Source organism: Caulobacter sp. FG121, assembly GCF_057809815.1.
The window spans coordinates 81,259-106,860 of the sequence record NZ_JBMDKR010000011.1 but is presented as its reverse complement, the minus strand read 5'-3'; the positions used below and the strand labels follow the sequence as shown (position 1 = coordinate 106,860).

25 protein-coding genes are annotated in these 25,602 nt (G+C 66.6%); 3 read left to right on the top strand and 22 right to left on the bottom strand.

Going from position 1 to position 25,602, the window contains the following annotated elements; genetic code table 11:
- Both ACODSL_RS19555 and gltA read left to right on the top strand, forming a co-directional pair.
- A partial coding sequence (locus ACODSL_RS19555) for a glutamate--tRNA ligase (RefSeq protein ID WP_488902408.1) occupies window positions 1–847 on the top strand: 847 nt, incomplete at its 5' end.
- A 61-nt stretch (window positions 848–908) separates the two neighbouring features.
- Window positions 909–2,189, top strand: a complete 1,281-nt coding sequence (gltA, locus tag ACODSL_RS19550; protein ID WP_488902407.1) for a citrate synthase — start codon at window positions 909–911, stop codon at window positions 2,187–2,189.
- Window positions 2,190–2,282: 93 nt separating this feature from the next.
- Here gltA and ACODSL_RS19545 read toward each other — a convergent pair whose 3' ends face one another.
- On the bottom strand, window positions 2,283–3,236 hold the full coding sequence (locus ACODSL_RS19545; protein ID WP_488902406.1) for a TraB/GumN family protein: 954 nt from the start codon (window positions 3,234–3,236) through the stop codon (window positions 2,283–2,285).
- Window positions 3,237–3,347: 111 nt separating this feature from the next.
- Here ACODSL_RS19545 and ACODSL_RS19540 point away from each other — a divergent pair, with 111 nt between their 5' ends.
- The gene (locus tag ACODSL_RS19540; protein ID WP_488902405.1) at window positions 3,348–3,653 is read left to right on the top strand and encodes a polyhydroxyalkanoic acid system family protein; all 306 of its coding nucleotides are present in this window, start codon (window positions 3,348–3,350) and stop codon (window positions 3,651–3,653) included.
- A gap of 138 nt (window positions 3,654–3,791) precedes the next feature.
- Here ACODSL_RS19540 and ACODSL_RS19535 read toward each other — a convergent pair whose 3' ends face one another.
- From ACODSL_RS19535 to ACODSL_RS19435, 21 genes are all read right to left on the bottom strand, one after another.
- Window positions 3,792–4,973: a BaiN/RdsA family NAD(P)/FAD-dependent oxidoreductase gene (locus ACODSL_RS19535; protein ID WP_488902404.1), complete on the bottom strand. Its 1,182-nt coding sequence runs from the start codon at window positions 4,971–4,973 to the stop codon at window positions 3,792–3,794.
- A gap of 2 nt (window positions 4,974–4,975) precedes the next feature.
- A complete protein-coding gene (locus ACODSL_RS19530; protein ID WP_488902403.1) occupies window positions 4,976–5,356 on the bottom strand; it encodes a hypothetical protein in 381 nt (126 codons plus the stop codon).
- 445 nt (window positions 5,357–5,801) lie between these two features.
- Window positions 5,802–6,962, bottom strand: coding sequence for a lipid-A-disaccharide synthase (lpxB, locus tag ACODSL_RS19525; RefSeq protein ID WP_488902402.1), 1,161 nt, complete (start codon window positions 6,960–6,962; stop codon window positions 5,802–5,804).
- Window positions 6,959–7,798, bottom strand: a complete 840-nt coding sequence (lpxI, locus tag ACODSL_RS19520; RefSeq protein ID WP_488902401.1) for a UDP-2,3-diacylglucosamine diphosphatase — start codon at window positions 7,796–7,798, stop codon at window positions 6,959–6,961. Before lpxI ends, lpxB begins: the two co-directional genes overlap by 4 nt.
- Window positions 7,799–7,800: 2 nt before the next feature.
- On the bottom strand, window positions 7,801–8,595 hold the full coding sequence (gene lpxA / locus ACODSL_RS19515) for an acyl-ACP--UDP-N-acetylglucosamine O-acyltransferase (RefSeq protein WP_488902400.1): 795 nt from the start codon (window positions 8,593–8,595) through the stop codon (window positions 7,801–7,803).
- Window positions 8,592–9,059, bottom strand: a complete 468-nt coding sequence (fabZ, locus tag ACODSL_RS19510; protein ID WP_488902399.1) for a 3-hydroxyacyl-ACP dehydratase FabZ — start codon at window positions 9,057–9,059, stop codon at window positions 8,592–8,594. Before fabZ ends, lpxA begins: the two co-directional genes overlap by 4 nt.
- Window positions 9,056–10,075, bottom strand: a complete 1,020-nt coding sequence (lpxD, locus tag ACODSL_RS19505; RefSeq protein WP_488902398.1) for a UDP-3-O-(3-hydroxymyristoyl)glucosamine N-acyltransferase — start codon at window positions 10,073–10,075, stop codon at window positions 9,056–9,058. Before lpxD ends, fabZ begins: the two co-directional genes overlap by 4 nt.
- A 37-nt stretch (window positions 10,076–10,112) precedes the next feature.
- Window positions 10,113–10,781, bottom strand: coding sequence for an OmpH/Skp family outer membrane protein (locus tag ACODSL_RS19500; protein WP_488902397.1), 669 nt, complete (start codon window positions 10,779–10,781; stop codon window positions 10,113–10,115).
- A gap of 5 nt (window positions 10,782–10,786) precedes the next feature.
- Window positions 10,787–13,174 (bottom strand): outer membrane protein assembly factor BamA, encoded by a 2,388-nt coding sequence (gene bamA / locus ACODSL_RS19495; RefSeq protein ID WP_488902396.1) that lies wholly within the window; start codon window positions 13,172–13,174, stop codon window positions 10,787–10,789.
- A 29-nt stretch (window positions 13,175–13,203) separates the two neighbouring features.
- A complete protein-coding gene (locus ACODSL_RS19490; RefSeq protein WP_488902414.1) occupies window positions 13,204–14,400 on the bottom strand; it encodes a M50 family metallopeptidase in 1,197 nt (398 codons plus the stop codon).
- Between the two features lie 30 nt (window positions 14,401–14,430).
- Entirely contained in the window at window positions 14,431–15,633 is a 1,203-nt protein-coding gene (locus ACODSL_RS19485) for a 1-deoxy-D-xylulose-5-phosphate reductoisomerase (protein WP_488902413.1), read from the bottom strand.
- Window positions 15,621–16,448, bottom strand: coding sequence for a phosphatidate cytidylyltransferase (locus ACODSL_RS19480; protein WP_488902395.1), 828 nt, complete (start codon window positions 16,446–16,448; stop codon window positions 15,621–15,623). Before ACODSL_RS19480 ends, ACODSL_RS19485 begins: the two co-directional genes overlap by 13 nt.
- Window positions 16,426–17,190: an undecaprenyl pyrophosphate synthase gene (gene uppS, locus ACODSL_RS19475; protein WP_488902394.1), complete on the bottom strand. Its 765-nt coding sequence runs from the start codon at window positions 17,188–17,190 to the stop codon at window positions 16,426–16,428. Before uppS ends, ACODSL_RS19480 begins: the two co-directional genes overlap by 23 nt.
- Window positions 17,191–17,208: 18 nt before the next feature.
- Window positions 17,209–17,775, bottom strand: a complete 567-nt coding sequence (gene frr / locus ACODSL_RS19470) for a ribosome recycling factor (RefSeq protein WP_488902393.1) — start codon at window positions 17,773–17,775, stop codon at window positions 17,209–17,211.
- A 20-nt stretch (window positions 17,776–17,795) separates the two neighbouring features.
- The gene (gene pyrH / locus ACODSL_RS19465; RefSeq protein WP_488902392.1) at window positions 17,796–18,518 is read right to left on the bottom strand and encodes a UMP kinase; all 723 of its coding nucleotides are present in this window, start codon (window positions 18,516–18,518) and stop codon (window positions 17,796–17,798) included.
- Between the two features lie 100 nt (window positions 18,519–18,618).
- Window positions 18,619–19,554, bottom strand: a complete 936-nt coding sequence (tsf, locus tag ACODSL_RS19460; RefSeq protein WP_488902391.1) for a translation elongation factor Ts — start codon at window positions 19,552–19,554, stop codon at window positions 18,619–18,621.
- A gap of 114 nt (window positions 19,555–19,668) precedes the next feature.
- Window positions 19,669–20,526 (bottom strand): 30S ribosomal protein S2, encoded by an 858-nt coding sequence (rpsB, locus tag ACODSL_RS19455; RefSeq protein ID WP_488902390.1) that lies wholly within the window; start codon window positions 20,524–20,526, stop codon window positions 19,669–19,671.
- Window positions 20,527–21,081: 555 nt separating this feature from the next.
- The gene (locus tag ACODSL_RS19450) at window positions 21,082–21,366 is read right to left on the bottom strand and encodes a GIY-YIG nuclease family protein (protein ID WP_488902389.1); all 285 of its coding nucleotides are present in this window, start codon (window positions 21,364–21,366) and stop codon (window positions 21,082–21,084) included.
- A gap of 79 nt (window positions 21,367–21,445) precedes the next feature.
- Window positions 21,446–24,895 (bottom strand): DNA polymerase III subunit alpha, encoded by a 3,450-nt coding sequence (dnaE, locus tag ACODSL_RS19445; protein WP_488902388.1) that lies wholly within the window; start codon window positions 24,893–24,895, stop codon window positions 21,446–21,448.
- A 102-nt stretch (window positions 24,896–24,997) separates the two neighbouring features.
- Window positions 24,998–25,087, bottom strand: a complete 90-nt coding sequence (gene sidA / locus ACODSL_RS19440) for a cell division inhibitor SidA (RefSeq protein WP_488902387.1) — start codon at window positions 25,085–25,087, stop codon at window positions 24,998–25,000.
- Between the two features lie 105 nt (window positions 25,088–25,192).
- A complete protein-coding gene (locus ACODSL_RS19435; protein WP_488902386.1) occupies window positions 25,193–25,549 on the bottom strand; it encodes a hypothetical protein in 357 nt (118 codons plus the stop codon).
- Window positions 25,550–25,602: the final 53 nt, after the last annotated feature.

The window sequence follows — 25,602 nt, the reverse complement described above, 5'->3', positions numbered from 1 at the left end:
CCCCCCCCCCCACGACATGGACGTCAGTCACATCATTCGCGGCGACGATCACCTGAACAACGCCGCCCGCCAGTGCCTGATCTACCAGGCCATGGGCTGGGACGTGCCGCACTTCGCCCACATCCCGCTGATCCACGGCGAAGACGGGGCCAAGCTCAGCAAGCGCCACGGCGCGACGGCGGTGACGGACTTCGCCAGCCTCGGCTACCTGCCCGAAGCCATGCGCAACTACCTCGCCCGGCTCGGCTGGAGCCACGGCGACGACGAACTGTTCAGCGATGAAGAGGCCATCGCCTGGTTCGACATCGCCGACGCCAACAAGGGCGCCTCGCGGCTTGACTGGGACAAGCTGAACTTCGTCAACGCCCACTACATCCGGCTGGCCGATGACGCGCGGCTCACAGCCCTGGTGGCCGAGGTGTTCGCCACGCGCGGTGATCCGCTGGACGAGGCCCGCAAGCAGCACGCCCTGCGCGCCATCCCGCTGGTCAAGGAGCGGGCCAAGACGATCGTCGAGCTGGCCGACCAGCTGACTTTCCTGTTCCGCGCCCGACCGATCGTGCTCGACGAGAAGGCGCGTGGCCAGCTGACAGACGAGACCCGCGCACGGCTCGCGAGGCTGGCGACGCAACTGTCCGCCGCCAATGACTGGAGCGCCGAGGCGCTCGAAGCGATGCTCAAGGCCTTCGCCGAGTCGGAAGGCGTCGGCTTCGGCAAGTTTGCCCCCGCGCTGAGAGCGATTCTGACCGGCGGAGCGGCATCGCCCGACCTCGGGCGCACGCTTTCCGCCCTTGGCCGCGATGAGAGTCTGGCGCGGCTTGAAGACGCGCTTTCGCCTGCCACGTGAACCGGTATAAGCAGGTCAAACGCCCGTTCGGGCCTATGTGTGTTTTCAAGGGGACTCAGGCATGACCGACAAGGCGATCCTGACGATCGGCGACAAGACTTTCGACCTGCCGATCCTGAAGGGATCAACAGGCCCGGACGTGGTCGACGTTCGCAAGTGGTACGCGGATTCCGACACCTTCACCTTCGACCCCGGCTTCACCTCGACGGCATCCTGCGAAAGCAAGATCACCTACATCGATGGCGACGCCGGCATCCTGCTGCATCGCGGCTATCCGATCGACCAGCTGGCCGAGAAGTCGAGCTTCCTGGAGGTCAGCTATCTGCTGCTCCATGGCGAACTGCCCAAGGCGGCGGAGCGTGAGAAGTTCGAGACCACGATCACGCGGCACACGATGCTGCACGCCCAGTTCGATCGCTTCTTCGAAGGCTTCCGCCGTGACGCCCACCCGATGGCCGTCATGACCGGCGCGGTCGGCGCCCTGTCGGCCTTCTATGCCGACAGCATCAACGTCGATGACCCGGTCGAGCGGGAAATCTCGGCGCACCGCCTCATCGCCAAGATGCCGACCATCGCGGCGCGGGCGTTCAAGTACACGATCGGCCAGCCGTTCATCAGCCCGCGCAACGATCTGACCTATGCGGAAAACTTCCTGCGCATGTGCTTCGCCGTGCCGGCGGAGGACTACAAACCCAATCCGGTCCTGACCCGGGCGATGGACAGGATCTTCATCCTGCACGCCGACCACGAGCAGAACGCCTCGACCTCGACGGTTCGCCTGGCGGGCTCGTCAGGCGCGCACCCGTTCGCCTGTATCGCCGCCGGCATCGCCTGCCTCTGGGGCCCGTCGCATGGCGGCGCCAACCAGGAAGCGCTCGAAATGCTCGAGCAGATCGGCACGGTCGACAAGATCCCGGAGTTCATCCAGGGCGTGAAGGACCGCAAGTACAAGCTGATGGGCTTTGGCCACCGCGTGTACAAGAACTTCGACCCCCGGGCGAAGGTCATGCAGAAGACCTGCCACGAGGTTCTGAAGGAGCTGGGCGTCAACGACCCGCTGCTGGAAGTGGCCATGGAGCTGGAGAAGATCGCCCTCAGCGATCCCTACTTCATCGACCGCAAGCTCTATCCGAACATCGACTTCTATTCCGGCATCACCCTTCGGGCGATGGGCTTCCCGACCAACATGTTCACCGTGCTGTTCGCGCTTGCCCGCACCGTCGGCTGGATCAGTCAGTGGAAGGAAATGTTCGAGGACCCCGGCCGCAAGATCGGTCGTCCGCGCCAGCTCTACACGGGCGCGACCCAACGCGACTACATGCCGATCGACAAGCGCGGCTGACAACTGGGGGACATGTACCGAAGGTAGGTGTCCCCTAAACCAACCGCCGCTGCACCTCGATTAGGGGACACGTACCTGCGGTACATGTCCCCGTTACGGCAGCACCTCGCCGGGTCCTGCTACGGTTAATCCTCTCGCGCGCAATTGCTGAAGCACACCGTCTTCGGCCAGCAGGCGGCGCAGGCCGATCACCGCCACCGACTTGCCCGGTGTCATCAGCGCCGTTGTGATGGCCGTTACGTCGTCACGCGCCTGCCGCCGCCACAGCTCCGCGCCGCCGGAGAGCAGCAGCAGGCAGCGGTCGAAGTTGCGTGGCGCGGTCAGGGCCAGGGAGACATCGCCCCGCGCCCAGCCGGCGGCCGAGGCGCGCACCCGCGACTCGGGCGTCTCGATATCGTCCAGAGCGCGCTCGAGACACTGCTGGTGGATGGCCGGGGTCAGATCGGCGACGGCTTTCCTCGCCAGGGGTACGGCCTTGTACTGCGCCGCATAGACCACCTTCACCCTGCGTTTCTTCGCCGCCTGTGCGACCGCGCCGCGGGTGTAGGTCCAGCCCGTCTTGCGCGCCCGACTGTCGCCATAGACCAGGGCGCCGGCGACCAGGGGGGTCCAGCCCGCGTATCGGCTGGCCGGCTGGCCGAGCTTCTCCCGGGCGGCCACGAACCGCGCCCGCAACGGCGCCGGCAGACCTGCCTCGAGTGGGGTCTTCGACTTCAGCTGGGCCCTGATCTTCAGCAGCGCGGGCAGATCGCGCAGGCCGGCGGTCACCGACGAATCCATCAGCAACGCGTTGGCCCCGGTCAGGCGTCGCTCAACGACACTCCTGTCCCAGGTCACGCCCGGCGGCATCGGACTCTCCGGCGCACCGAGGATGTAGACGATGGAGTCACCGTCCTTGACCCGCCACCAGGCCGGTCCGGGCGCGGCGGCGCGAACAACCAGTTCCTCGACAAGGGTCGCCTCGGGGTCGTCGACCGGCCCCGGGGCGGCTCCGCCGCAAGCCAGGATCGCGGCGGCGGCCAGCGCGATCGTTCTGAAGCGATTCATGTCCACCTGCCCCGTCTGTGTCGGGGGATACTGAACGCGATTTTGGGGCTAAAGGGAGGCTCCATCCGGCGTGATCGGGAGCGATCCCGGCTTCCATTCGTTTGCAGGACCATGGCCAATCCCCTTACCGTCAGCATCCCCCACCAACTCGGTGTCGCCGAGGCCCGCAAGAGGCTCGAGTCAGGCTTCGCCGAGCTGACCGCCAAGCTTCCAGGCGGGGCTGCGAAGATCGATCAGCGCTGGGAGGGCGACCGACTGGTTTTCTCCGCTCTCGTGGCCGGTCAGGACATCCGGGGTACGCTCGACGTGCTGGCCGACGCCGTGCGGATGGAGGTCATTCTGCCAGGCCTGCTCGGCATGCTGGCGGGCAAGATCGGCGGCCGGCTGAAGGATGAAGGCCAGAAGCTGCTGAAGTGATGTCCTTCTCCCGGAAGGAGAAGGTGTCGGGTGGAACCCGACGGATGAGGGCTTACGGAATCGACGGGCGAACGCCGTAAGCCCTCACCCTCCCGCCGCTTCGCGCCGGGCCCCGCCCTCTCCCTGCGGGAGAGGGAATCAAGCCACCTGCCCGGCCGCCCAGCCGCTCGACCAGGCCCACTGGAAATTGTAGCCGCCGAGCCAGCCGGTGACGTCAACGCACTCGCCGATGAAGAACAGGCCAGGGACGGCGTTCGACGCCATCGTGCTTGAGTTGAGATCGCGCGTGTCGACCCCGCCCAGCGTTACCTCGGCCGTGCGGTAGCCTTCGGAGCCCACCGGCTTGACCCGCCAGCCATTCACGGCCGTGTCCAGCGCCCGCAGGACGGCGTCCGGGGTGTCGGCGAGGTTGCCGCGGGCGCCGGCGTCCTCGGCCAGCTTCTGGGCCAGCCTGGCCGGCACGAAGGCGCCCAGCGCGGTGTGGACGGCCTGACGCGGATTGGAGCCCTTGGCGGCCTTCAGGGCGGCGAAGATGTCGGCGCCGGGAGCCATCGAAACGGCGATCTCCTGCCCCTCGCGCCAGTAGGACGAGATCTGCAGGATCGACGGCCCGCTGAGGCCGCGATGGGTGAACAGCATGGCTTCGGCGAACTTCGTCCGGTCGCAGCCGACCACCGCGTCGACGGCGACGCCGGACAGGTCCTTCCAGCGCTCCAGCAGGCCGACCTCGAAGGTCAGCGGCACAAGGGCGGGGCGGGTGTCGATGATGTTCAGGCCGAACTGCCGGGCGATGTCGTAGGCCCAACCCGTCGCGCCCATCTTCGGGATCGACTTGCCGCCCGTGGCGACGACCAGCGAGGCGCAGCCGATCCGCGCGCCGTCGGACAGGGTCAGGGCGAAACCCTCCCCGTCCCGGTCGACCCGCTCGACGCCCGTGTTGAGCCGTAGCTCGACCCCGGCCTGGGCCATGTCGTCGGTCAGCATGGTCACGATCTGCATCGCCGAGCCGTCGCAGAACAGTTGGCCTAGCGCCTTCTCGTGCCAGGCGATGCCGCGCGCATCGACGGCTGCGATGAAGTCGCGCGCCGTGTATCGGCGCAGGGCCGACAGCGCGAAGCGCGGATTCTGCGACAGAAAGCTCCTGGGGTCGCTGTTGAGGTTGGTGAAGTTGCAGCGACCGCCGCCGGAGATACGGATCTTCTCGCCCGGTGCCTTCGCATGATCCACGACGAGCACCGAGCGGCCGCGACGGCCTGCCTCGACCGCGCACATCATGCCGGCCGCGCCGGCTCCGACGATGACGACGTCAAAGGCCTGCATGGTCAGTCGATACAGAGGGTGGCTTCAGCCTTCCCCCCGATGACTTCAGTGGCACAGCCGCAGCGGTCGCTGTCGGCCTCGCAATGGGCGACGACGGGCCCCTTGGCCTTTGGGCTGTAGCCGTCGTCGGCGACGCAGCGACCGTCACACTGGTCGCTGTCGGTGCAGGCCTTGCCGGCGTCCTTGTAGGCGATCACGCAGGCCGGCTTCTGCATCCGGCAGACCGGCTGGATCGCACCGCCGGCGGCCTTGCAGGCCGCGGGATCGGCGGCCAGGGCCACCGGCGTCGGCGACATCGGCGCGGGCGCTGGCGCTGGCGCTGGCGCTGGCGCTGGCGCTGGCGCACAGGCGGTCAGTACGAAGAGAAGAATGGCGATGCGCATGGGTCAGTTCTACGACGTCGCGGCTCGTTTCGCGAGCGCCACATCAAATGGCCCTTGGCTCAGTCGATGCAGATCCTGCGGGGTACACCGGCCTCAAGGCGGGTCTCACAACCGAAAGCACCCCTGTCGGGCGCACAAGCCCCGGCCGCCTCTTTCGGGTTGGGCTGATCCGACTGGGCCAGGCATCGACCAGCCTGACATTGTTGTCCGTCCGTGCAGGACTTTCCGGCGTCCACGAGTGGCGTGTAGCAACCCATGCCAAGACCCTTGCCGCGCACCACCAGGCGGCCACCCTTCGCATCGCAATACGCTCTTGCATATTCGCCATGCAACCCAGGGGCCGGGAGCGGCGCCCGCCGGGGGCCCGCACCTGGCGCGCAGGCCGACAAACAAACCAGTAACAGACAAAATACCCGCATAGGCCGCATTATGCGACCATCATACCCTAGCGGTCAAGAAGCTTGAGTACAGCGTCGGCGGCGGCTTCGGAGGGGTCAGGCCCGCCCTTGCCCATCTGCTCCAGCGCCGCGTTCTGGGCGGCGATCTGACGGGCGCGTAGGGCCGGGTCGTCGAGACGTTCGGCGATGGCCTTCTCGAGATTGGCCGGCGTGCAATCGGCCTGCAGGAATTCCGGAGCCACGAAGGCCTTGGCGGCGATGTTGAACATCGTCACCCAGGGCGATTTGAAGATCAGCTTCAGGATCGCGTAGCTGGCCCCCCCGATCTTGTAAGCCACCACCATCGGCGTGCCGGCCAGCGCCAGCTCGGTGGTCACCGTGCCGCTGCAGGCCAGCGCCACGGCGCCGGCGACAAAGGCGTCGTCCTTGAGCTGCTCGTCCTCGATGACATGGGCCCGGAACGGCCAGCCGGCGACCCTGGCGCGAACGGAGTCGACGACGGTGCCCGCCGCGGGGATGACCACGTGCAGGCCGGGGCGCTGGGCCTTGAGCCGCTTCACCGCCTCCTCGAACACCGGCATGACCAGCTTGATCTCGGCGGGCCGGCTGCCGGGCAGGACCAGCAGGATATCCTCGCCCTCCCCGGCCCCGATCGCCGCGCGCAGACGGGCCGGATCAGCGTGCGAGAAGTCCTTGGCCAGGGCCGGGTTGCCGACGAAGGTGGTTGTCAGACCCTCCTTCTCGAACCAGGGGGCGTCAAAGCTGTGGATCGACAGCAGATGATCGACACTGGCCGCGAGGGTCTTTGCGCGGCCGGGCCGCGTGGCCCAGACCTGCGGCCCCACGTACTTGATAAGCGGCATCGACGGAAAGCGTTTGCGCAGCGCCTGGGCGACCCGGAGCGTGAAGCCCCAGCTGTCGATCAGGATGGCGACGTCCGGCGTCTCGCGCTGCGCCAGGGCGGCGGTGTCGGCCACGCGTTGAACCACGGTCCTGTAGGCCGCCACGGCTTCGAAGATGCCGAGGATCGACAGGCTGGCGATGTCGAAGGGACTGTCGATGCCCTCGGCCGCCATACGACGACCACCCACGCCGACAAGGCGCACCTGATCGCCCAGCCGGGCATTCAGCGCGTGAGCCAGGCCGGCTCCCAGAGCGTCACCCGAGGCCTCCGCGGCCACCAGCATGACGGTCAGGGGCCGGCTCATTCGTCCTTCGCCTCAACGCCGAGGATGAACAGGCCGAGGTCGTCGGCCATGGCCAGGGTTTCTTCGCGGTCGACCACGAGCAGGCGTCCGGCCTCTCCAACGATGCCCGCCAGCCCTGCCTGGGCCGCACCGCGCACGGTGGCCACGCCGATGGTCGGCATATCGACGTCGGCGTGCTGGATCGGCTTGGGCGCCTTGGCCAGCACGCCTCGTGCGGCGCCCGGAACCCCACGGATGGCTTCCGGCAGTTCGCGCACCCGGCGCAGCATGGCGTCCGTGCCCTCCTGGGCCTCCACGGCCAGAACCAGGCCGTCGCAGACGACGGCGCCCTGGCCGATATCAAGCCGGCCGATCGCGCGCGCCGCAACCAGAGCCCTTTGAATGTCTTCGGTATGCCGTTCGCCGGGCGACACCGCGCCCAGACGGCCGAGCGGCAGGGTCATCGACTCGGCGGCCTCGTGGGCGCCTTCGATCGTGAAGCCCTCCTTGCTGAACTCGTCCAGCACCGCGCGCAGCAGCGCGTCGTCACCCTTGCGGGCGGCGGCGATGATCGACGGCAGGGCCGCCGCGCCGCGCAGGTCAGGCTTGAGCTTGCTGAAGTTGGGCCGGGCAACCGTACCGGCGAAGCAGACGGCGTCGCAATGCTCGGCGCGCAAAGCCTTGAACACCTTGCCGAGCTCGGCCAGGCCGATATCGGCCGACGGATGCTCCAGCGTCCCTTCGTCGGCAAACCCCTGCAGGCGGACAACGAAGTAGGGCCGACCCGAGCGCCGGCAGCGCTCGGCGATTTCGGCCGGCAGCCCCCCGCCCCCGGCGATGATCCCGAGCTTCATCACGCTCAGACCTCGCGTTCCGGCAGGCACAGCGGGCGATTTGCATCGTCCCGGATAAAGGCCACGATTTCCATGATCTCGGGCACGTCCGGATAGGTTTCGGTGACGTCCTCGAGCCGCTCCTGGAAGGTGCCTTCGTCGGCGAACAGCAGGCGATAGGCTGCGCGCAGCGTGGCGATCTGCTCGCGGGTGAAGTTGCGTCGTTTCAGGCCGATCAGGTTGAGGCCTTCGAGGTGGGCATGGTTGCCCCAGACCGAGCCGTAGGGAATAACGTCCTTGGTCACAATCCCGCCGCCGCCAACAAAGGCGTAGCGGCCGATGCGGGTGAACTGGTGAATCGCCGCCAGGCCGCCAAGGAAAACGAAGTCATTGACCGTCACGTGACCGCCGACAGCGACGCTTGGCGCCATGATCACCTTGTCGCCGATGATGCAGTCGTGGCCGACATGGACGCTGACCATGAACAGGCCGTCCGCGCCGATGGTCGTCACGCCGCGGCCGCCGGCCGTACCGGCATGCACCGTGGCATGCTCGCGAAAGACGTTGCGCGGGCCAACCACCACGCGGGTCGGTTCGCCCTTGTGCGCCGAATGCTGCGGCGGTCCCCCAAGGCAGGCGAACGGGTGCAGGACACAGTCCTCACCGACATCGGTGACACCCTCGACGATGGCGTGGGACAGAAGTCGCACGCCCTTCGCCAGCGTCGCGCCGGGGCCGACGAGGCAGTAGGGACCGATCTCGACGCTGGAGTCGATCTGGGCGGCCTTGTCGACGATGGCCGTGGGATGGATTTTCGTCACTGGGGGTTATCCGCCTTCATGGCCGAGAACTCGCATTCCGCGGCCAGCTTGCCGTTGACCAGGGCCCGCCCCTTGAACTTGACCACCGGCGCGCGGATCTTGACCACATCGACATGCAGCTTCAGCACATCGCCAGGCCGGACCGGGAGCCGGAACCGGGCGCCGTCGACCGACATGAAGAAGATGGTCGTCTTGCTGATGTCGATGTCCCAGGTCTTGGACATCAGCAGCGCGCCGACCTGCGCCAGGGCTTCAACGACCAGAACGCCGGGCATCACCGGATTGCCCGGGAAGTGGCCCGGAAAGAAGGGTTCGTTGATCGTCACGCACTTGATGCCGACCAGCGATTCCCCCGGCCGGTATTCCTCCGCCCGATCGACCAGAAGAAACGGATAGCGGTGCGGCAGGCGCGCGAGCACCTCGCCGATCTCGATTGTCGGCAGGTCGGTTTCGCCATCGCTCATGGCCGGTCCTTCTTCTTTTCCTTGGCCATGCGGGACAGCATCGCGGTCTCGCGCAGCCAGTTTCTGATCGGCTGGGCCGGCACGCCGCCCCAGGTCTCGCCGGCCGGGATGTCGCGGAACACGCCGCCGCCGGCCGCGACCTGCGCGCCGTCGCCGATGGTCACATGGTCGGCGATCCCGGCCCGTCCGCCAAAGGCGCAGCCGTCGCCCACCGTCACGCTGCCGGAAATGCCCGTGAACCCGGCCAGGACGCAGTTACGTCCCAGCCGCACGTTGTGGGCAATGTGCACCATGTTGTCGAGTTTGGTGTTTTCGCCGATGACGGTGTCATCCCAGGCGCCGCGATCGACGCAGCTGTTGGCGCCGATCGTGACACCGTCCTGTAGGATGACCCGACCCAGCTGCGGCACGTCGATGACACCCGTCGCTGCGCCCGTGGCCCCGAAACCCGCCTCCCCGATCCGGACGCCCGCATAGATCCGCACCCGGTCGCCAAGAAGGGCAAAGGTGACCGTGGCGTTGGGTCCGATCTCGCAGTCCCGGCCAATCGCGACTCCCGGCCCGATCACGGCGCCCGGCGCGATGCGGGTACCCCGGCCGATCTTCGCCCCGGCGGAAATGGTGGCGTTCGGCGCGACGTGGACGCCGTCTTCCAGCTCCGCCTCCGGGTGGATGCTGGCGGCCGAGACGTCATGGAAGCGCGGCTCGTGCAGCGCGGCGGCCGCCGTGGCCCAGGCCGCCTGCGGCCGGGGGCTGACCAGGGCGATGCAGCCCGGCGGAACCTCGGAAGCCTGGGCTTCATGGACAAAACAGGCGCCGGCCCGTGTCGTGCGCAGGGCGGGCAGGTGCTTCTTGTCCCCCAGAAACGCGACATCGGCGGGCCCCGCCTTGTCGAGGGGGGCCACGCCGATGATCGGCAGGTCAGGCGAACCTGACCGAAGCTCTGCTCCGGTCAGTCGCGCCAGCTCCCCGGCGGACCGGGGGCCATGGCTGATATAGAATCGCGGGTCCGGCATGAATTCCTCGCACAGACCCGCGATAACGCGAGTCGGACTAGTTCGCGCGGGGCGGTGCGGCTGCAGCACCCGGCGCCGGCGGGGTGTCGAGGCGTTCACGGTTGAAGGTGAACGTCTTGATCTTGGCGTTCAGGCCCGTGACCACCTGCGGGGTGATGTCCATGGCCGGATTGCCGAGCAGCACGCCATCGCCGAGCAGGATCGAGCAGTTGCGCGCCTGGTAGACGCTGACAGCGATCGGATCCAGCTCCTGAAGCACGCGCATGACAGCCTTGCGCTCGGTCTGCTGGACCTCGGCCTGACGCAGCTGTTGCTTGCGCTTGAAGGCGTTGAAGCGGACCTGCAGGTTGGCCGCGCGGGCTTCCAGGGAGTCGGCGGGCGCCGTAGCGCGCGCCGCGTCAATGGCCTTGGCTTCGTTCTTGATCGCCGTGTCTTCGGCGGTCAGTTCAGCATTCACCTCGGCGATGATCTGCTGCATCCGGGTGGCGACGTACTTGCCGACTTCCGAAGCCTGGACGGCCTGGTCGCCGTTGTAGGTGCAGACTCCCGGCAGGGCCGGACCATGCTTGATCGCGGCGGCGGGCGCGGCCAAAGGCGCCGCGGCCGTGGCCGGACGCGGCGGAGGCGTCTGGGCCGCGACAGCCGAGGCGAAGGCGAGAGCTGCGGCCGCGCCGGCCGCGACCGCGAGGGTCTTGTTGAATTGCATGGAGTCTAGAACCTTGTGGAGGTTGAGAAGCGGAACGTTTCCGTCTTGTCGTAGTCTTCTTTGGCCAGAATTTGGCTAAAGTCGAAACGAATGGGCCCCATGGGTGAGCGCCAGAAGATCGAAAGACCCGCCGAGGCGCGCAATCCGAGGTCGTCCTTGACGCAGGGCGTGACCGTCGTCGGCGAGGTGTCGCAGTCGATGATCTGACCGAAACGGTCGCGCAGGTCAGAGGAGTCGAGCCCGCCGACGGTGCCGAAATCGCTGAAGACCGAGGCCTTGATGCCGTACTGCTCGGGCAGGAAGGTCGGCACCGACAGCTCAAGCGACCCGATCGCGTAGAGCTTGCCGCCCAGGGCGTCCTTGCGGCCGTAGGAGATGTCGCGAGGACCGATGCCGGCGACCTCGAAGCCCCGGAAGCTGTTGCCGCCCTTGTAGAAGCGGTCGTTGATCCGGACGTTGTCGCCGTGCCAGCCGTCGATGTAGCCGAACGTGCCGGTGGCGCTCAGGACGAAGTCCTTGTTGAAGCCGTAGTACCAGCCACCGCTGGACTCGGTCTTCAGGTAGTTCACGTCTCCGCCAACCCCGGCGAGATCCTGGTTGAGCTCCACGAAGTAGCCGCGCGTGGGCTTCAGAACGTCATTCCGGCGATCCAGTCGAACCGTGTAGCCGATCAGCGACGTGACGTTGGACCCGCGCTGGGCGCAGAGGGTCGGCGACACCAGTTCCTGGCCGGTGATGCAGTAGGAGTCGGCCACGACCACGTCGTCGGTCCGCAGCGTATAGCGCAGGCCCATCGAGGCGTTGGTCGTCAGCGGGAAGCCCAGGCGGAGGCCCATGCCGGTCGAGCGGGTGTCGAAGGCCGTCTGCTGGCTGAAGTCGTAGCGGTAGGAGTAGAGATCGACCCCGCCGCGCAGATCGCGGCCAAGGAAGCGCGGCTCGGTGAACGAGAAATCGATCTGCTGGCGCAGCGAACCGATCGAGACGCGAGCCCGGACGTTCTGGCCCCGACCGCGGAAGTTTCGCTCGCTGACCCCCAGGTCGATGATCAGCTGGTCGACCGAGCTGTAGCCCGCGCTGAACGAGAGCTCGCCCGTCGGCTGCTCTTCCACCTTCACGCGGAGCGAGGTGCGGTCAGGCGTACCGCTCGGGATTTCCTCGACGGTGACGTCCTTGAAGAAGCCCAGGGCCCGGATCTGCTGCTTCGAACGGTCCACGAGCACGCGATTGTAGGCGTCGCCCTCGGTGACGTTCATTTCGCGGCGGATCACAGCGTCCAGCGTGCGCGTGTTGCCGATGATGTCGATGCGGTCGATGTAGACGCGCGGGCCTTCCTTGACCTGGAAGACCACGTCGACGGTGTGGGTTTCGCGGTTGGGAATGTAGCGCGGACGCACGTCGACGAACGCGAAGCCGGCCGCGCCGGCGGCGAAGGTCAGCGAGTCCGTCGCCTGCTCGATCAGCTCGTCCTGGTAGATTTCCCCGGTGCGGATCGGCAGCAGCTGCTGAAGCACCGTCCCGTCGAGCTTCTTCAGTTCGGTCTCAACGGAGAGCTTGCCGAACTTGTACTTCTCGCCCTCTTCGATCGTGTAGGTGACGACGAAGCCGTTGCGCTCGGGCGACAGCTCGGCCACCGCCGAGATGATGCGGAAGTCGTAGTAGCCCTTGTTGCGGTAGAATTTCCGCAGCTGTTCCTTGTCGTACTCGATCCGGTCAGGGTCGTAGTTGTCGTTGCTCGACAGGAATTTATACCAGTGGGACTCCTCGGTGACGATCACGTCCTGGAGGTCGCTGTCCGAGAACGCGACGTTGCCGAGGATATTGATGTCGAGGACCCCGCTCTTGGGGCCTTCATTGATTTCGAAGATCAGATCGATGCGCTTCTGCGGCAGCTCGACGACCTTGGGAGTGACGGTCACGCCGATGCGGCCGGACTTGCGATAGAGTTCGATCAGTCGCTGGACGTCCGACTGGACGCGGGCCCGGGTGAAGATGCCGCGCGGGCGGATCGTCACTTCATCGCGCAGCTTCTCTTCCTTGAGGGCAGAATTCCCCTCGAAGATAACCCGGTTGATGATGGGGTTTTCAACCACGCGCACGACGAGGTCGCCGTTCTGCTGCAGGTCGATCTTCACGTCGGCGAAGAGGTCCGTGCGGAACAGGGTCTTCAGCGCAACGTCAATGCGCTGGGAATCGACCTGGTCGCCGACCTGGATCGGCAGATAGGAGACAACCGTCCCCGCTTCGATGCGCTCGTTGCCCTGGACAAGGATGCGCTGAACCACCCCCGTTTCGACCTGGGCATAGGCCGCGGTCGGGAAGGTTAGCGCTGTTGACCCCATGAGGAGCGCAGCAAGGGTAACAATCGCTGCGCCATGCGCACGAGCATTCTTCATAAGGTCTGCCATCGGCGGTCGGTGGGCATTCATGAGAACAGACCACCAAGGAAGTTGAACACGTTGTAGCGCTGCAGGTCGTTCCAGACCGCGAACAGCATGAATCCCAACAGCAAGGCAAGACCAAGGCGATAGCCTACGGCCTGGACATTTGCCGCCAGTGGCCTGCGCGCAACGGCTTCATAGCCGTAAAAGAGCAGATGTCCGCCATCCAGAACGGGGATCGGGAGAAGATTCAGGAAGCCCACGCTCACCGAGAGAATCGCTGACAGTTGCAGCAGGGCGAGCAGAGAGCCGACCACACCCATCGCCGCGTTGGGCGCGCCCTCCGCACCGGCCTTCGCCACCGCATCAGACGCCTTGGCGATGCCGATGAAACTTCCGAGCTGATCGGCGGGCACCTGGCCACGGATCAGGCGGCCCATGTAGTAGAGCGAGGTCGCAAGGACGTCCCAGGTCCGGGCCGCGCCCATTCCCACAGCCTGGACCGGGTTGTAGCGCACACGCACGGCATCCGCGCGCCGGTCGACATGTTCAAGCCCAAGGACGCCGATACGCTGCCGTGCGCCGGTGGGATCGGTAATCAGCTTCTGCGCCGGCGTCGCCACCAGGTCGATCGCCCGACCACCGCGATCGACCGTGAAGCTGATCGGCTGGTTGGCCCGGATCGCGACCACCGGCATGATTTCCTTGAAATCGTTGATCGCCTTGCCGTTCACCGTGCGCAGGATGTCGCCGGCCTGGAAGCCGGCGCGCTCGGCCGCACTGCCCGGCGTCACGCCAGTGATACGGGGGGTCACCTGAACGTCGCCGAACACGCCAAAGAAGAACGTGAACAGAAGGATGGCCAGAATGAAGTTCGCGACTGGCCCGGCGACCGTGATGATCGCCCGCTGCCAGACCGGCTTGAAATGGAAGAACTTCCGCAAGGCCGACGGCGGATTGTGCTCGAGGATCTTGGCCTTCATCTCGGCCAGATCGTCATGGTCCGGAATGCTGGCCGCGTTCTCGTCGCCGGCGAAGCGCACATAGCCGCCCAGCGGGATCCAGCCGATGCGCCATTCAACGCCCTGCTTGTCGCGCCACTTGAAGATCGCCCGGCCAAAACCGATCGAGAAGCTGTCGATGACCGTGCCGAAGGCGCGCGCCGCCCAATAGTGGCCAAGCTCATGAATCGTGACGACGAGCGTCAGCACGAACAGGAACGGCAGAATCCAGGACAACACGTCGGGCAACGGCCGGTTACTCCCCTACTGTCAGTGGTGAACTGGACGCTGCGAAACCGCTTCCGCCGCAACGCGACGAGCGCTCGCATCGACCATCATCGCGCTCTCGAGAGCGCCGTCCCCACCGCCGGCCTCCAGATCCCCCACACCGTTCATGCGGGCGAGTGTATCCGTAACCAGCGGGGCAATATCCAGAAACCCGATCTTGCGGTCAAGGAAAGCCGCCACGGCGACCTCGTTGGCCGCGTTCATGGCGGCCGGCGCGCCCCCTCCGGCGGTCAGCGCGGCGCGGGCCAGACTGATAGCGGGGAAGCGCTCGTTGTCCGGCGCCTCGAACGTTAGCTGTCCCATCGCGGCCAGATCCAGCTTCGGCGCGGGCCACGGCAGACGATCGGGCCAGGAGAAGGCGCAGGCAATGGGACTGCGCATATCCGGAGGGCCCAGCTGCGCAAGAGTCGACCCGTCTTCGTACTCGACCATGCTGTGGATCACGGACTGCGGATGGATCAGGACGTCGATGCGATCGGCGGGCGTGGAGAAGAGGTAAGAGGCCTCGATCATCTCCAGCCCCTTGTTCATCATGGTCGCGGAGTCGATCGAGATCTTGGCGCCCATGCTCCAGTTGGGGTGTGCGACGGCCTGCTCGGGGGTCGCCAGCGCCATCTGTTCACGGGTCCAGGTACGGAATGGCCCGCCGGAGGCGGTCAGGATCAGTCGCGCGACGCGATGGGCGCAGTCGGGCTGCAGCACCTGGAAGATGGCCGAATGCTCTGAATCGACCGGGATGACCTTGCCGCCGGCGAGCCGCGCCGTTTCGAGCAGCGCCGGCCCCGCGCAAACCAGACTTTCCTTGTTGGCCAGGGCGATGACCGAGCCCATGCGCGCCGCCGCGAGGGTCGGCGCCAGGCCCGCGGCCCCGACGATCGCCGACATGACCCAGTCCGCGCCCATGGCGGCGGCGTCCCGAACCGCCTCGGCGCCGCCGGCGCAGGTGATACCGCTACCGGTCAGGCGCTCGCGCAGCTCGCCCAGCAGCTGTTCCTGCTCGATGACCACAAGCCGGGGGCGCCAGCGCAGCGCCTGTTCAGCCAGCTTTTCGACGTTGCGGCCAGCCGTCAGGGCGAGGATCTCGACCTCGGCGCCGGACTTGTCGAACAGGTCGAGGGTGGAGACGCCGATCGAACCCGTGGATCCCAGGACAACGACGGTGCGGGCGGCGGTCAAACGGGCCAGCCCCAGTGGTCGATCAGCCGTGCGCCCGCGATGACCACGGACGCGAACATCAGCCCGTCAACACGGTCGAGCAGCCCGCCGTGGCCGGGGATCAGATCGCCCGAGTCCTTGACTCCAAACCTGCGCTTCAACGCCGACTCCCAAAGATCGCCGGCCATTGTGGCGAGGCCTCCGGCAAGGCCGATCAGCGCCGCCGCGTACCAGACCACCGTCGCATTGGAAAATGTCGCGACAAGGACCGCCGCGATCATGGCTCCGACAAGCCCGCCGAAGAACCCGGACCAGGTCTTGTTGGGCGAAAACCGGGGCCAGAGCTTGGGCCCCTTCAGCGCGCTGCCGACCAGAAAGGCGCAGATGTCCGCCGACCAGGTGACCGCGAACAACATCGTGGCCCAGCTGCGCCCGTGTTCCTCGCCGCGCAGCCACAGGAGCGCGATGGCGCAGGGGGCGATGTAGATGACGCCATAGGCGGCGTCGGCAGGCCGCTCCGCCGTGCCGCGCGCCACCAGCGCCGCCAGCGCCGCGCCGACGACGACCAGCGTCCAGGCGATGGCATGCTGGTGCAGATACATGGCGAAGACTGTGGCGAGGACACCGACGGTGACCGCCGTCGCGATGCGCACCGGGGCGACCGGCGCGCTCATCACGCCCCATTCGTTGGCCAGCAGGGCGACGCCGATTGAAACCAGCAGCAGCCAGGCCCAGCCGCCGAACCAGAGCGCCAGGATCACGGCCGGAATCAGCACGCTCGCCGAGGCGACACGGACGCGCAGATTATTCCAGTCGAAGCGTCTAGCCGGCGGCGAGGACGTCATCAGACGCGGCTCCGCCAAAACGCCGCTCACGGGCCCGGTACTCGTCGATCGCCGCCTTGAGGTGTTCGGTTCCGTAGTCGGGCCAGTAGACGTCCTGGAACACCAGTTCAGCGTAGGCGCATTCCCACAGCAGGAAATTCGAGATGCGACGCTCACCGCTGGTCCGGACGATCAGATCAGGGGCCGGCGTTTCGGCCGTCGACAGGTGGCTTTCGAAGATCGTCTCATCGAGATCGGCGGCGTGGGCCTTGCCCTGTTCCACGGCCTCGGCGAAGCGGCGGGCGGCATCGGTGATGTCCGCGCGCCCCCCGTAGTTGAAGGCGACCTGGAGCAGGAATTGGTCGTTGTGCGCGGTGCGGGCCTCCGCACGGTCGATAACATCGAGAACGTCGGGCCGAAGACCGGTGCGCCGGCCGATGATGCGAACCTTCACACCCTCGCGCACCAGGCGCTCGAGATCGCTCTCCACATAGGCCTTGAGCAGGCTCATCAGTTCTGAGACCTCGGCCATCGGCCGACGCCAGTTCTCGGTCGAAAAGCCGAAAACAGTCAGGGTTCGGACGCCGAGGCCAGATGCGGCCTCGACGGTGCGTTTGAGGGCCTTCACGCCCTCCCGGTGACCGAAAGTGCGTGGCAGACCGCGCTGTTTGGCCCAGCGCCCGTTGCCATCCATGATGATGGCGACATGCAGCGGCCTGTCCGTCGGCGTCATCGCCACTCCTTCGTGTCCGTCATGCGTCATTCCACGCCAACGTACCGATCAAACCTGCATGATCTCTTGCTCTTTGGTTTTCAAGGTCTCGTCGACACGCTTGACGGCCTCGTCGGTCATCTTCTGAACCTCGACGTCCATCCGGCGATGTTCGTCCTCGGTGATGACCGAAGCCTTTTCGGCCTTCTTCAGGTCGTCCATGGCGTCGCGGCGCACGTTGCGCACGGCGATCTTCTGCTGCTCGGCGTACTTGCCGGCGATCTTGACCAGATCCTTGCGGCGCTCCTCGGTCAGGGGTGGCACGGGGATGCGCAGGTTCTGCCCCTCGACGACCGGATTGAAGCCGAGGCCGGAATTGCGAATGGCCTTTTCCACCGACACCACCAGGGCGCGGTCCCAGACACTGACGCTGATCGAGCGCGGCTCGGGGACGCTGACGGAGCCCACCTGGTTCAGGGGGACGGTGTTGCCATAGGCTTCGACATGCACCTGATCCAGCAGTCCGGCGGACGCCCGACCGGTCCGCAGACTGGCGAACTCCTCCTTCAGGGCGGCGACGGCTTTTTCCATCCGCGCCTTGTAGTTGCTCAACACGGGCTTTTCGCCGGCGGCCATGTGCAGGCTCCCTCTTCTTCCTAGTCAGTTTCGGAGATGACGGTGTGCACGCCTTCGCCGCGCAGCACATTCATCAGATTGCCGCGTTCCCGGATCGAGAAAACGACGATCGGGATGCCGTTTTCGCGCATCAGACTGATCGCCGAGGCGTCCATGACCTTGAGGTCCTTCGACAGCACGTCGTGATAGGTCAGATGGTCGAAGCGCTCGGCGGTCTTGTCCTTTTTCGGATCGGCCGTGTAGACGCCGTCCACGCTGGTGCCCTTGAACAGGGCGTCGCACTTCATCTCCGCCGCGCGCAGGGCCGCGCCGCTGTCGGTTGTGAAGAACGGGTTGCCGGTGCCGGCGGCGAAGATAACCACCCTGCCCTTTTCCAGATGACGTTCGGCGCGGCGACGGATCAACGGTTCGCAGACGGTCGGCATCGGAATGGCCGACTGCACGCGGGTCGAGACGCCGATGCGCTCGAGCGCGTCCTGCATGGCCAGCGCGTTCATGACGGTGGCCAGCATGCCCATGTAGTCGGCGCTGGCCCGTTCCATGCCCTTGGCCGCGCCGGCGAGGCCGCGGAAGATGTTGCCGCCGCCGATCACGAGACAGAGCTCGATGCCGCTGTCGGCGACCTGCTTGAGGTCCCGGGCCACCGCCTCGACGGTGCCCATGTCGATGCCGAAGGCGGAGTCGCCCATCAGCACTTCGCCTGAAACCTTCACCAGAATTCGTTTGTAGGTCTTGGTCGGCATTGGCGTCCGGGGCTCAGCGAGTCAGTAGCGTGGAGAACATAGACCAAGGGCGCCCCCAGCGTCAGCCGGGAGCGCCCTCTTCAGGTCTTCGGAAGGCGGATCAGTTGCCGCCGGTCATCGAGGCCACTTCGGCCGCGAAATCGGTGACTTCCTTTTCGACGCCTTCGCCGAGGGCCAGGCGCACGAAGCCCTGGACCTTCAGCGTGGAGCCGAGCTCCTTGCCGGTCGCTTCAACCAGTTGTTCGACGGTCTGGTCCGGGTTCATGACGAAGGCCTGCTTCAGCAGCACGACTTCCTCGTAGAACTTGCGGATCCGGCCCTCGACCATCTTTTCGACCACCGACTCGGGCTTGCCCGAGGCCAGCGCCTGTTCGGTGAAGACGGCGCGTTCGCGGTCGACGTTGGCCTGGTCCAGGTCATCGGTCGACAGCGACATCGGGTTGGTCGCGGCCACGTGCATGGCGATCTTGCGGCCAAGCTCCATGATCGCCGCCTGGTCGCCGGCGCCCTCGATGGCCACCAGCACGCCGATCTTGCCGAGTTCCGGCGCGACGGCGTTGTGGATGTAGGCGCCGATGGCGCCCTCGGCCACGACGAAGCGCTTCGAACGGCGCACCATCATGTTTTCACCGATCGTGGCGATCAGCTGGGTGACCATCTCGCCGATGACTTCGCCGTCGGCCGTCTTCGCCGCGGTGATGGCTTCGACGCCGTCGACATCGAGACCGGCCTTGGCCGTCGCACGGGCGGCGTTCTGGAACAGCTCGTTGCGGGCGACGAAGTCGGTTTCGGCGTTCAGCTCGATGACCGACGCGGTCATGCCCGCGCCGTCATTGCGCGTGGCGATGGCCACGAGGCCTTCAGCGGCGGCGCGATCCGCCTTCTTGGCGGCCTTGGAGAGGCCCTTGGCGCGCAGCCAGTCGATGGACGCGTCCATGTCGCCGTCGTTTTCGACGAGCGCCTTCTTGCAGTCCATCATGCCGACGCCGGTCTTTTCGCGCAGGTCCTTGACCAGCGCCGCGGTGATTTCCGCCATGTCATGTCCTCCTGAGTTGGGACTTATAGGGGTGCGGCCCGGCCTTACGGCCGGGCTGCGAAAACGGTGTGACGCTGACGCGCTCCGGGCGGAGCGCGTTCAGTCGGCCCTGGATTACTCCGAGGCCGCGGGGGCTTCGGCCGGAGCCGACTCGGGGGCCGCGACGGCCTCCGGTTCAGCGGCGGCTTCAGCGGCGACAGGAGCGGGCTCCGGCGTCATCTCTCGGGCGAGCGCGGGCTCGACCGGCGCTTCGAAGGCGCCGATATCGACGCCGCTGGCCACCACGCCGGCGGCCATGCCGTCGAGCACGGAGTCGGCGATCAGGTCGCAGTACAGCTGGATGGCGCGGGCCGCGTCATCGTTGCCCGGGATCGGATAGGTGATGCCGTCGGGGTCGCAGTTGGTGTCCAGGATCGCGATGACCGGGATGTTCAGCTTGCGGGCCTCGAGAATGGCGATCGCTTCCTTGTTGGTGTCGATCACGAACATGATGTCGGGGATGCCGCCCATGTTCTTGATGCCGCCCAGGCTCAACTCGAGCTTGTCGCGCTCGCGCGTCAGCTGCAGCAGTTCCTTCTTGGTGCGGCCGGCGCCGTCGCCGTCCAGCACGCCTTCCAGCTCGCGCAGACGCGAGATCGAACCGGAGATGGTGCGCCAGTTGGTCAGCGTGCCGCCGAGCCAGCGGTGGTTGACGTAGTACTGGGCGCAGCGCTTCGCCGCGATGGCGACCGGGTCCGAGGCCTGACGCTTGGTGCCGACGAACAGCACGCGACCGCCGGCGGCCGCGACTTCGCGGACCTTCACGAGGGCCTGGTGCAGCAGCGGGATCGACTGCGACAGATCGATGATGTGGATGTTCGAGCGCGAGCCGAAGATGTAGCGGTCCATCTTCGGGTTCCAGCGGTGCGTCTGGTGGCCGAAGTGGGCGCCGGCTTCAAGCAGCTGGCGCATGGAGAACTCGGGGAGAGCCATGTGGTCTTGTCCTTTTTCCGGTTATCGCCTCCGCGGACAAACCCCTGGTGAACCAGGGACCGGAACGGACTGATCAGGATTTCTCCCCGACCGGCCCGAACGTCCACGTGCGTGATGGGCGGGCATGTAGGGGGGAACGGGCGAAAATGCAAGCGGGGGTGCGGTTTGGGGCGTCGGACCGGCGGGTACCGCCCTTGTCCGTCTCCCCGGTGAAGGACGGGCCCCGGACCAAAGAGCGCCGAGTGGACAAGGAGGCGGGCTGTGGTGGCTGCATCCAGGGCCCGTCCTTCGCCGGGGAATGGGGACCTGGCATCCCCGGATACTGATCCCCCTGAATGCCTTGATGGCATTGGAGCTCTGTCGACGACCTTGGTCAAGGACGGCCCTGCGGGCCGCCGCTCCGCGGCCGCCGAAGGCGGTCCTTGAGCAAGGCCGCCGGCAGAGCAACGCTGGCCGTCAAGACATCAGGGGCGGTGCGCCTTCGGGATTGGCTTCGCCCGCAGTCTGCATCTCCCCACCCCGCTCATCCCCGCGAAAGCGGGGACCCAGGCTTTTTCACATCCAGTCAGCATACAGGTCATGCCAGCCGGGATTGCTCCGCTCGATCAGTTCGATCTTCCACGCCCGGTTCCACTTCTTCATCTGACGTTCGCGACGAAACGCGCCCTCGCGGGTGTCGAAGGCCTGATGCCAGATCAGCAGATGCACTCCGTACTTCTTAGTGAAACCGGCCCTCAGGCCCTCGCGGTGTTCCCAGGTCCGCTTCGACAGGTCGTCCGTAGACCCGATGTACAGCGTGCCGTTGCGCTTGCTGGCGAGGATGTAGACGTAGAAGGCCACTCGCTAAAAAGCCTGGGTCCCCGCTTTCGCGGGGATGAGCGGATTTTGCGGGCTGTTGAGGCAAGCCCCATGCCCTCCCCTACACATCCTCCAGATACGCCACCCCCGGCGCGGTCTTCAGCGCGCCCCGCAGGCTGGCGTCGAGCGTGTAGAACCCTGGCAGCTTGACCTCGACCTCGCGGCCGCCGCCGAGGCCGGCGACGAGGACCACCTCCCCGCCCCGCTGGGCCGAGGCGACCTGAAGGCGCTTCTTCAGCGCCTCGATCTCCATCGAATGGGGGGAGACGTGCACGCGCAGACTGGCGGCCACGGACTCGAGGGCCTTGTCGATCGGCTCGGCGTCGTCGCCGAAGAAACGCACCTCGCCGTCGCGCGACTTGGCGCGCACCTTGATGGCCACGGCCTTGCCGGGCTCCAGGATGTCGCGGCAGCGCTTGAGCGCCTCGGGCGGGAACAGCACCTCGTACTCACCGGTCGGGTCCGACAGGGAAACAAAGGCGAACCGCTCGCCGCTCTGCTGGGTGCGTTCCTGGCGGCGACGGACCATGCCGGCCATGCGGAAGGCCTCCGTTCCGGCCTCGGCCTGAACAATGGCGTCGCTGAGCATCGTCGTGCGCCGGCGACGCAGCACGTCGATCATATCCTCCAGCGGGTGGCCGGTGAGGTAGAAGCCGACGGCCGCCAGTTCCTCGTCGAGACGGCGGATCTGGTCCCACGGCTCGGTGCGCGGCAGGCGCGGCCGCGAGGCGTCCGACTGTTCGCCGCCGAACAGGCTGACCTGGGCCGAGGCGCGGTCCGCGGCGAGGCTCTGGCCATGGGCCATCAGCATGTCGGCGGCGGCGGCGATCTGGGCCCGGTTGGGATGGATGTTGTCGAAGGCGCCGGCCCGGGCAAGACCTTCCAGGCCGCGCTTGTTGACCTGCCGGGGGTCGACCCGCTCGATGAAGTCGAACAGATCGACGAAGGGCCCGCCGTCCGTGCGGACGGCGACCACATGCTCCATCGCCGCGAAGCCGACGTTGCGCACCGCGCCGAGCGCATAGAGGACCTCGCCGTCCTCGACCTCGAAGTCGGCGCCCGACCGGTTGATGTCCGGCGGCCGGACGGTGATCTTGAACTTGCGGGCGTCCTGGTAAAACACCGCCAGCTTGTCGGTGTTGGAAAGGTCTAGGCTCATCGAGCCGGCGAAGAACTCGACCGGCGTGTTGGCCTTCAGCCAGGCCGTTTGATAGGCGATCAGGGCGTAGGCGGCGGCGTGTGACTTGTTGAATCCGTAGCCGGCAAACTTCTCGACGTGTTCGAAGATGGCCCCGGCCTTGTCGCCGTCGACGCCGCGGTCGATGGCCCCCGAGACGAACCGGGCCTTTTGCTGGTCCATCTCCTCCTTCTTCTTCTTGCCCATCGCCCGGCGCAGCATGTCGGCTTCGCCGAGGCTGTAGCCGGCCAGGACCTGGGCGATGCGCATCACCTGTTCCTGGTAGACGATGACGCCGTAGGTCTCCTTCAGCACCTCCTCAAGCGAGACGTGCATGGTGTCCATCGGGCGGCGGCCGAACTTGGTGTCGACGAACAGGTCGATGTTGTCCATTGGGCCGGGCCGGTAGAGCGAGATCAGGGCGGTGATTTCCTCGATGGAGCCGGGCCGCATCTTGCGCAGGGTGTCGCGCATGCCCTGGCTTTCCAGCTGGAACACGCCGACCGTCTGGCCCGAAGCCATCAGTTCGTAGGAGGCCGTGTCGTCGAGCGGCAGTTTCGACAGGTCGACCAGCTCCCCACGGCGCGCCAGATGCTTGACCGCGCGGTCCAGCACCGTGAGCGTCTTGAGGCCGAGGAAGTCGAACTTCACCAGTCCGGCGGATTCGACCCACTTCATGTTGAACTGGGTGGCCGGCAGCTCCGAGCGCGGGTCCTTGTACAGCGGCGTCAGCTCGATCAGCGGCCGGTCGCCGATAACCACCCCGGCGGCGTGGGTCGAGGCGTTGCGATAGAGCCCCTCCAGCCGCAGGGCGACCTCAAGCAGCTGGGCGACCGACGGATCCTCGTCGCGCGCCTGACGCAGACGAGGCTCGAGATTGATCGCCTGGGCCAGAGTCACCGGCTGGGCCGGATTGTTGGGCACCATCTTGGCCAGCCGGTCGACCATGCCGAGCGGAAGCTGCATCACCCGGCCGACGTCGCGCAGCACGGCGCGGGCCTGCAGGGTGCCGAAGGTGATGATCTGGGCCACACGGCCGCGGCCGTACTTGTCCTGGACGTATTCGATGACCTCCTCCCGCCGCTCCTGGCAGAAGTCGATATCGAAGTCGGGCATCGAGACCCGCTCGGGATTGAGGAAGCGCTCGAACAGCAGACCGAACCGCAGCGGGTCCAGGTCGGTGATGGTCAGGACCCAGGCGACCAGCGACCCTGCGCCGGAACCACGCCCCGGCCCCACGGGAATGCCCTGGGCCTTGGCCCATTTGATGAAGTCCGACACGATCAGGAAGTAGCCGGAGAAGCCCATCGTCTGGATGACGCCGATCTCGCGCTCCAGCCGGGCCCAGTAATCCGCTTCCGGCGCCGCCAGCTCCAGCCCCTGGAGCCGCAGCTTGAGACCCTCGGCCGCCTGCCACGCCAGCTCCGCCGGCTCGTCGCGCCCGGCCGTGGTCGGGAAGCTCGGCAGGATGGGGTAGCGCTTGGAGACCATGAAGGCGCAGCGCCGGGCGATGTCGATGGTGTTGTCGCAGGCCTCGGGCAGATCCGAGAACAGCGCCCGCATGTCCTTCGCCGGCTTGAACCAGTGCTCCGCCGTCACCCGCCGCCGTTCGTCCTGACCGACGAAGGACCCGTCCGAGATACACAGCAGCGCGTCATGCGCCGCATACATGTCAGGCTTGGCGAAATAGACATCGTTGCTGGCGACCAGCGGGATGTCGTGCTCGTATGCCCAGTGCACGAGGCCCGGCTCCGCCGCCGCCTGCGACGGCAGTCCGTGCCGTTGCAGTTCGACATAGAAGCGGTCGCCGAACACCCGGGCCATCTCGGCCAGCGCCGCCGAGCCTTCCGCGGTCTTGCCGGCGGCGAACAATGGGTCGACCGGGCCGTCCGTCCCGCCGCTCAGCAGGATCAGCCCTTCGGCGTGCTCGACAACGCGCGCCCACGTCACGCAAGGCTCGGCGATGCCGTCGCTGTCGAGATAGGCCGCCGACGACAGGGCCGAGAGGTTGAGATAGCCGGTTTCGGTCTGGGCGATCAGGACAATGGTCGGGGTCCGGGCCCAGCGGTCGGACTGGCCCTCGCCAATGCCGGTCACAGGCAACGCCAGGCCGATCAGGGGCTGGACCCCCGCATCCTTGGCCGTGACGGAAAATTCCAGAGCCCCGAAGAGATTGGCCCGATCGGTGACGCCGACCGCGGGCATGCCCGCCTCGGCGGCCATCTTGCCCACCGCCTCGGCCTTGATGGCGCCTTCGAGCAGCGAATAGGCCGACCGGGCCCGCAGATGAACGAACCCGCCATCGGCGCCGCTCCCTGCCCTGTCCCGCGCCATGGCGCTGTCCTTTCAGATCACCCCGCCCGGCCCTGACGGCCGAACGACAAACGAGTCACCGGACCGACCATCGCCCGACGGGCGATTACGATCCAGAGGCGATCAGGCTACGGCCATGGCCACCGAGCACATCATCCACACAAATCCGGCGACGGAAGCCAGAGCGAGCGATTCACGAGCGATGCGGGCCATTCGGGCCTCCCGGTTCAAGTTGCCTGTTTGTTCTTATTCCTGTTTTGTTCTCATTCGTCAACAGGGGATTCCGCCGACGCTCCACAGTTTCATACAGAGAATGGATCAGCCGCCGGGGCGACTGGTCTTGCGGCGGCCGGCCAGCGGTTCGCCGCCGATGTTCATCGGCGGCTGATGCTGCGCAACAAGGTCGTCGTGTTCACCGCGGCGGACGACGCCCGTGATGTTGAGGCGCGCGAAGATCTCGGTCGCGCCGAACCCGGCCTGGGCTTCATCCCAGGTCTCGAAGACACTGCGATGCAGGCTGTCGGTCTCGCCGGCGTAGACGATCTTCGGGGCGTCGCCGTCCCACTTCACATAGACGAAGTTGGCGCCGCCGGGCGGCACCGGGCGCATCTCTTCGAGCGCCTTGTAGCGATAGAGGGTTCCGGACTGGCCGGCGATATCGAGATGGCGGGTCATAGACGCAAGCTTCCCAGCCGCTGCACACAGGAAGGCCCGAATGACCCTTTTAT

What these genes read in the sequence shown, in the direction of transcription:
- gltA (WP_488902407.1), top strand. Translation starts at nt 909, where the DNA reads ATGACCGACAAGGCGATCCTGACGATCGGCGACAAGACTTTCGACCTG.
- ACODSL_RS19545 (WP_488902406.1), bottom strand. Translation starts at nt 3,236, where the DNA reads ATGAATCGCTTCAGAACGATCGCGCTGGCCGCCGCCGCGATCCTGGCT.
- ACODSL_RS19540 (WP_488902405.1), top strand. Translation starts at nt 3,348, where the DNA reads ATGGCCAATCCCCTTACCGTCAGCATCCCCCACCAACTCGGTGTCGCC.
- ACODSL_RS19535 (WP_488902404.1), bottom strand. Translation starts at nt 4,973, where the DNA reads ATGCAGGCCTTTGACGTCGTCATCGTCGGAGCCGGCGCGGCCGGCATG.
- ACODSL_RS19530 (WP_488902403.1), bottom strand. Translation starts at nt 5,356, where the DNA reads ATGCGCATCGCCATTCTTCTCTTCGTACTGACCGCCTGTGCGCCAGCG.
- lpxB (WP_488902402.1), bottom strand. Translation starts at nt 6,962, where the DNA reads ATGAGCCGGCCCCTGACCGTCATGCTGGTGGCCGCGGAGGCCTCGGGT.
- fabZ (WP_488902399.1), bottom strand. Translation starts at nt 9,059, where the DNA reads ATGAGCGATGGCGAAACCGACCTGCCGACAATCGAGATCGGCGAGGTG.
- lpxD (WP_488902398.1), bottom strand. Translation starts at nt 10,075, where the DNA reads ATGCCGGACCCGCGATTCTATATCAGCCATGGCCCCCGGTCCGCCGGG.
- ACODSL_RS19500 (WP_488902397.1), bottom strand. Translation starts at nt 10,781, where the DNA reads ATGCAATTCAACAAGACCCTCGCGGTCGCGGCCGGCGCGGCCGCAGCT.
- bamA (WP_488902396.1), bottom strand. Translation starts at nt 13,174, where the DNA reads ATGAAGAATGCTCGTGCGCATGGCGCAGCGATTGTTACCCTTGCTGCG.
- ACODSL_RS19480 (WP_488902395.1), bottom strand. Translation starts at nt 16,448, where the DNA reads ATGACGTCCTCGCCGCCGGCTAGACGCTTCGACTGGAATAATCTGCGC.
- uppS (WP_488902394.1), bottom strand. Translation starts at nt 17,190, where the DNA reads ATGACGCATGACGGACACGAAGGAGTGGCGATGACGCCGACGGACAGG.
- frr (WP_488902393.1), bottom strand. Translation starts at nt 17,775, where the DNA reads ATGGCCGCCGGCGAAAAGCCCGTGTTGAGCAACTACAAGGCGCGGATG.
- pyrH (WP_488902392.1), bottom strand. Translation starts at nt 18,518, where the DNA reads ATGCCGACCAAGACCTACAAACGAATTCTGGTGAAGGTTTCAGGCGAA.
- tsf (WP_488902391.1), bottom strand. Translation starts at nt 19,554, where the DNA reads ATGGCGGAAATCACCGCGGCGCTGGTCAAGGACCTGCGCGAAAAGACC.
- rpsB (WP_488902390.1), bottom strand. Translation starts at nt 20,526, where the DNA reads ATGGCTCTCCCCGAGTTCTCCATGCGCCAGCTGCTTGAAGCCGGCGCC.
- dnaE (WP_488902388.1), bottom strand. Translation starts at nt 24,895, where the DNA reads ATGGCGCGGGACAGGGCAGGGAGCGGCGCCGATGGCGGGTTCGTTCAT.
- sidA (WP_488902387.1), bottom strand. Translation starts at nt 25,087, where the DNA reads ATGGCCCGCATCGCTCGTGAATCGCTCGCTCTGGCTTCCGTCGCCGGA.
- ACODSL_RS19435 (WP_488902386.1), bottom strand. Translation starts at nt 25,549, where the DNA reads ATGACCCGCCATCTCGATATCGCCGGCCAGTCCGGAACCCTCTATCGC.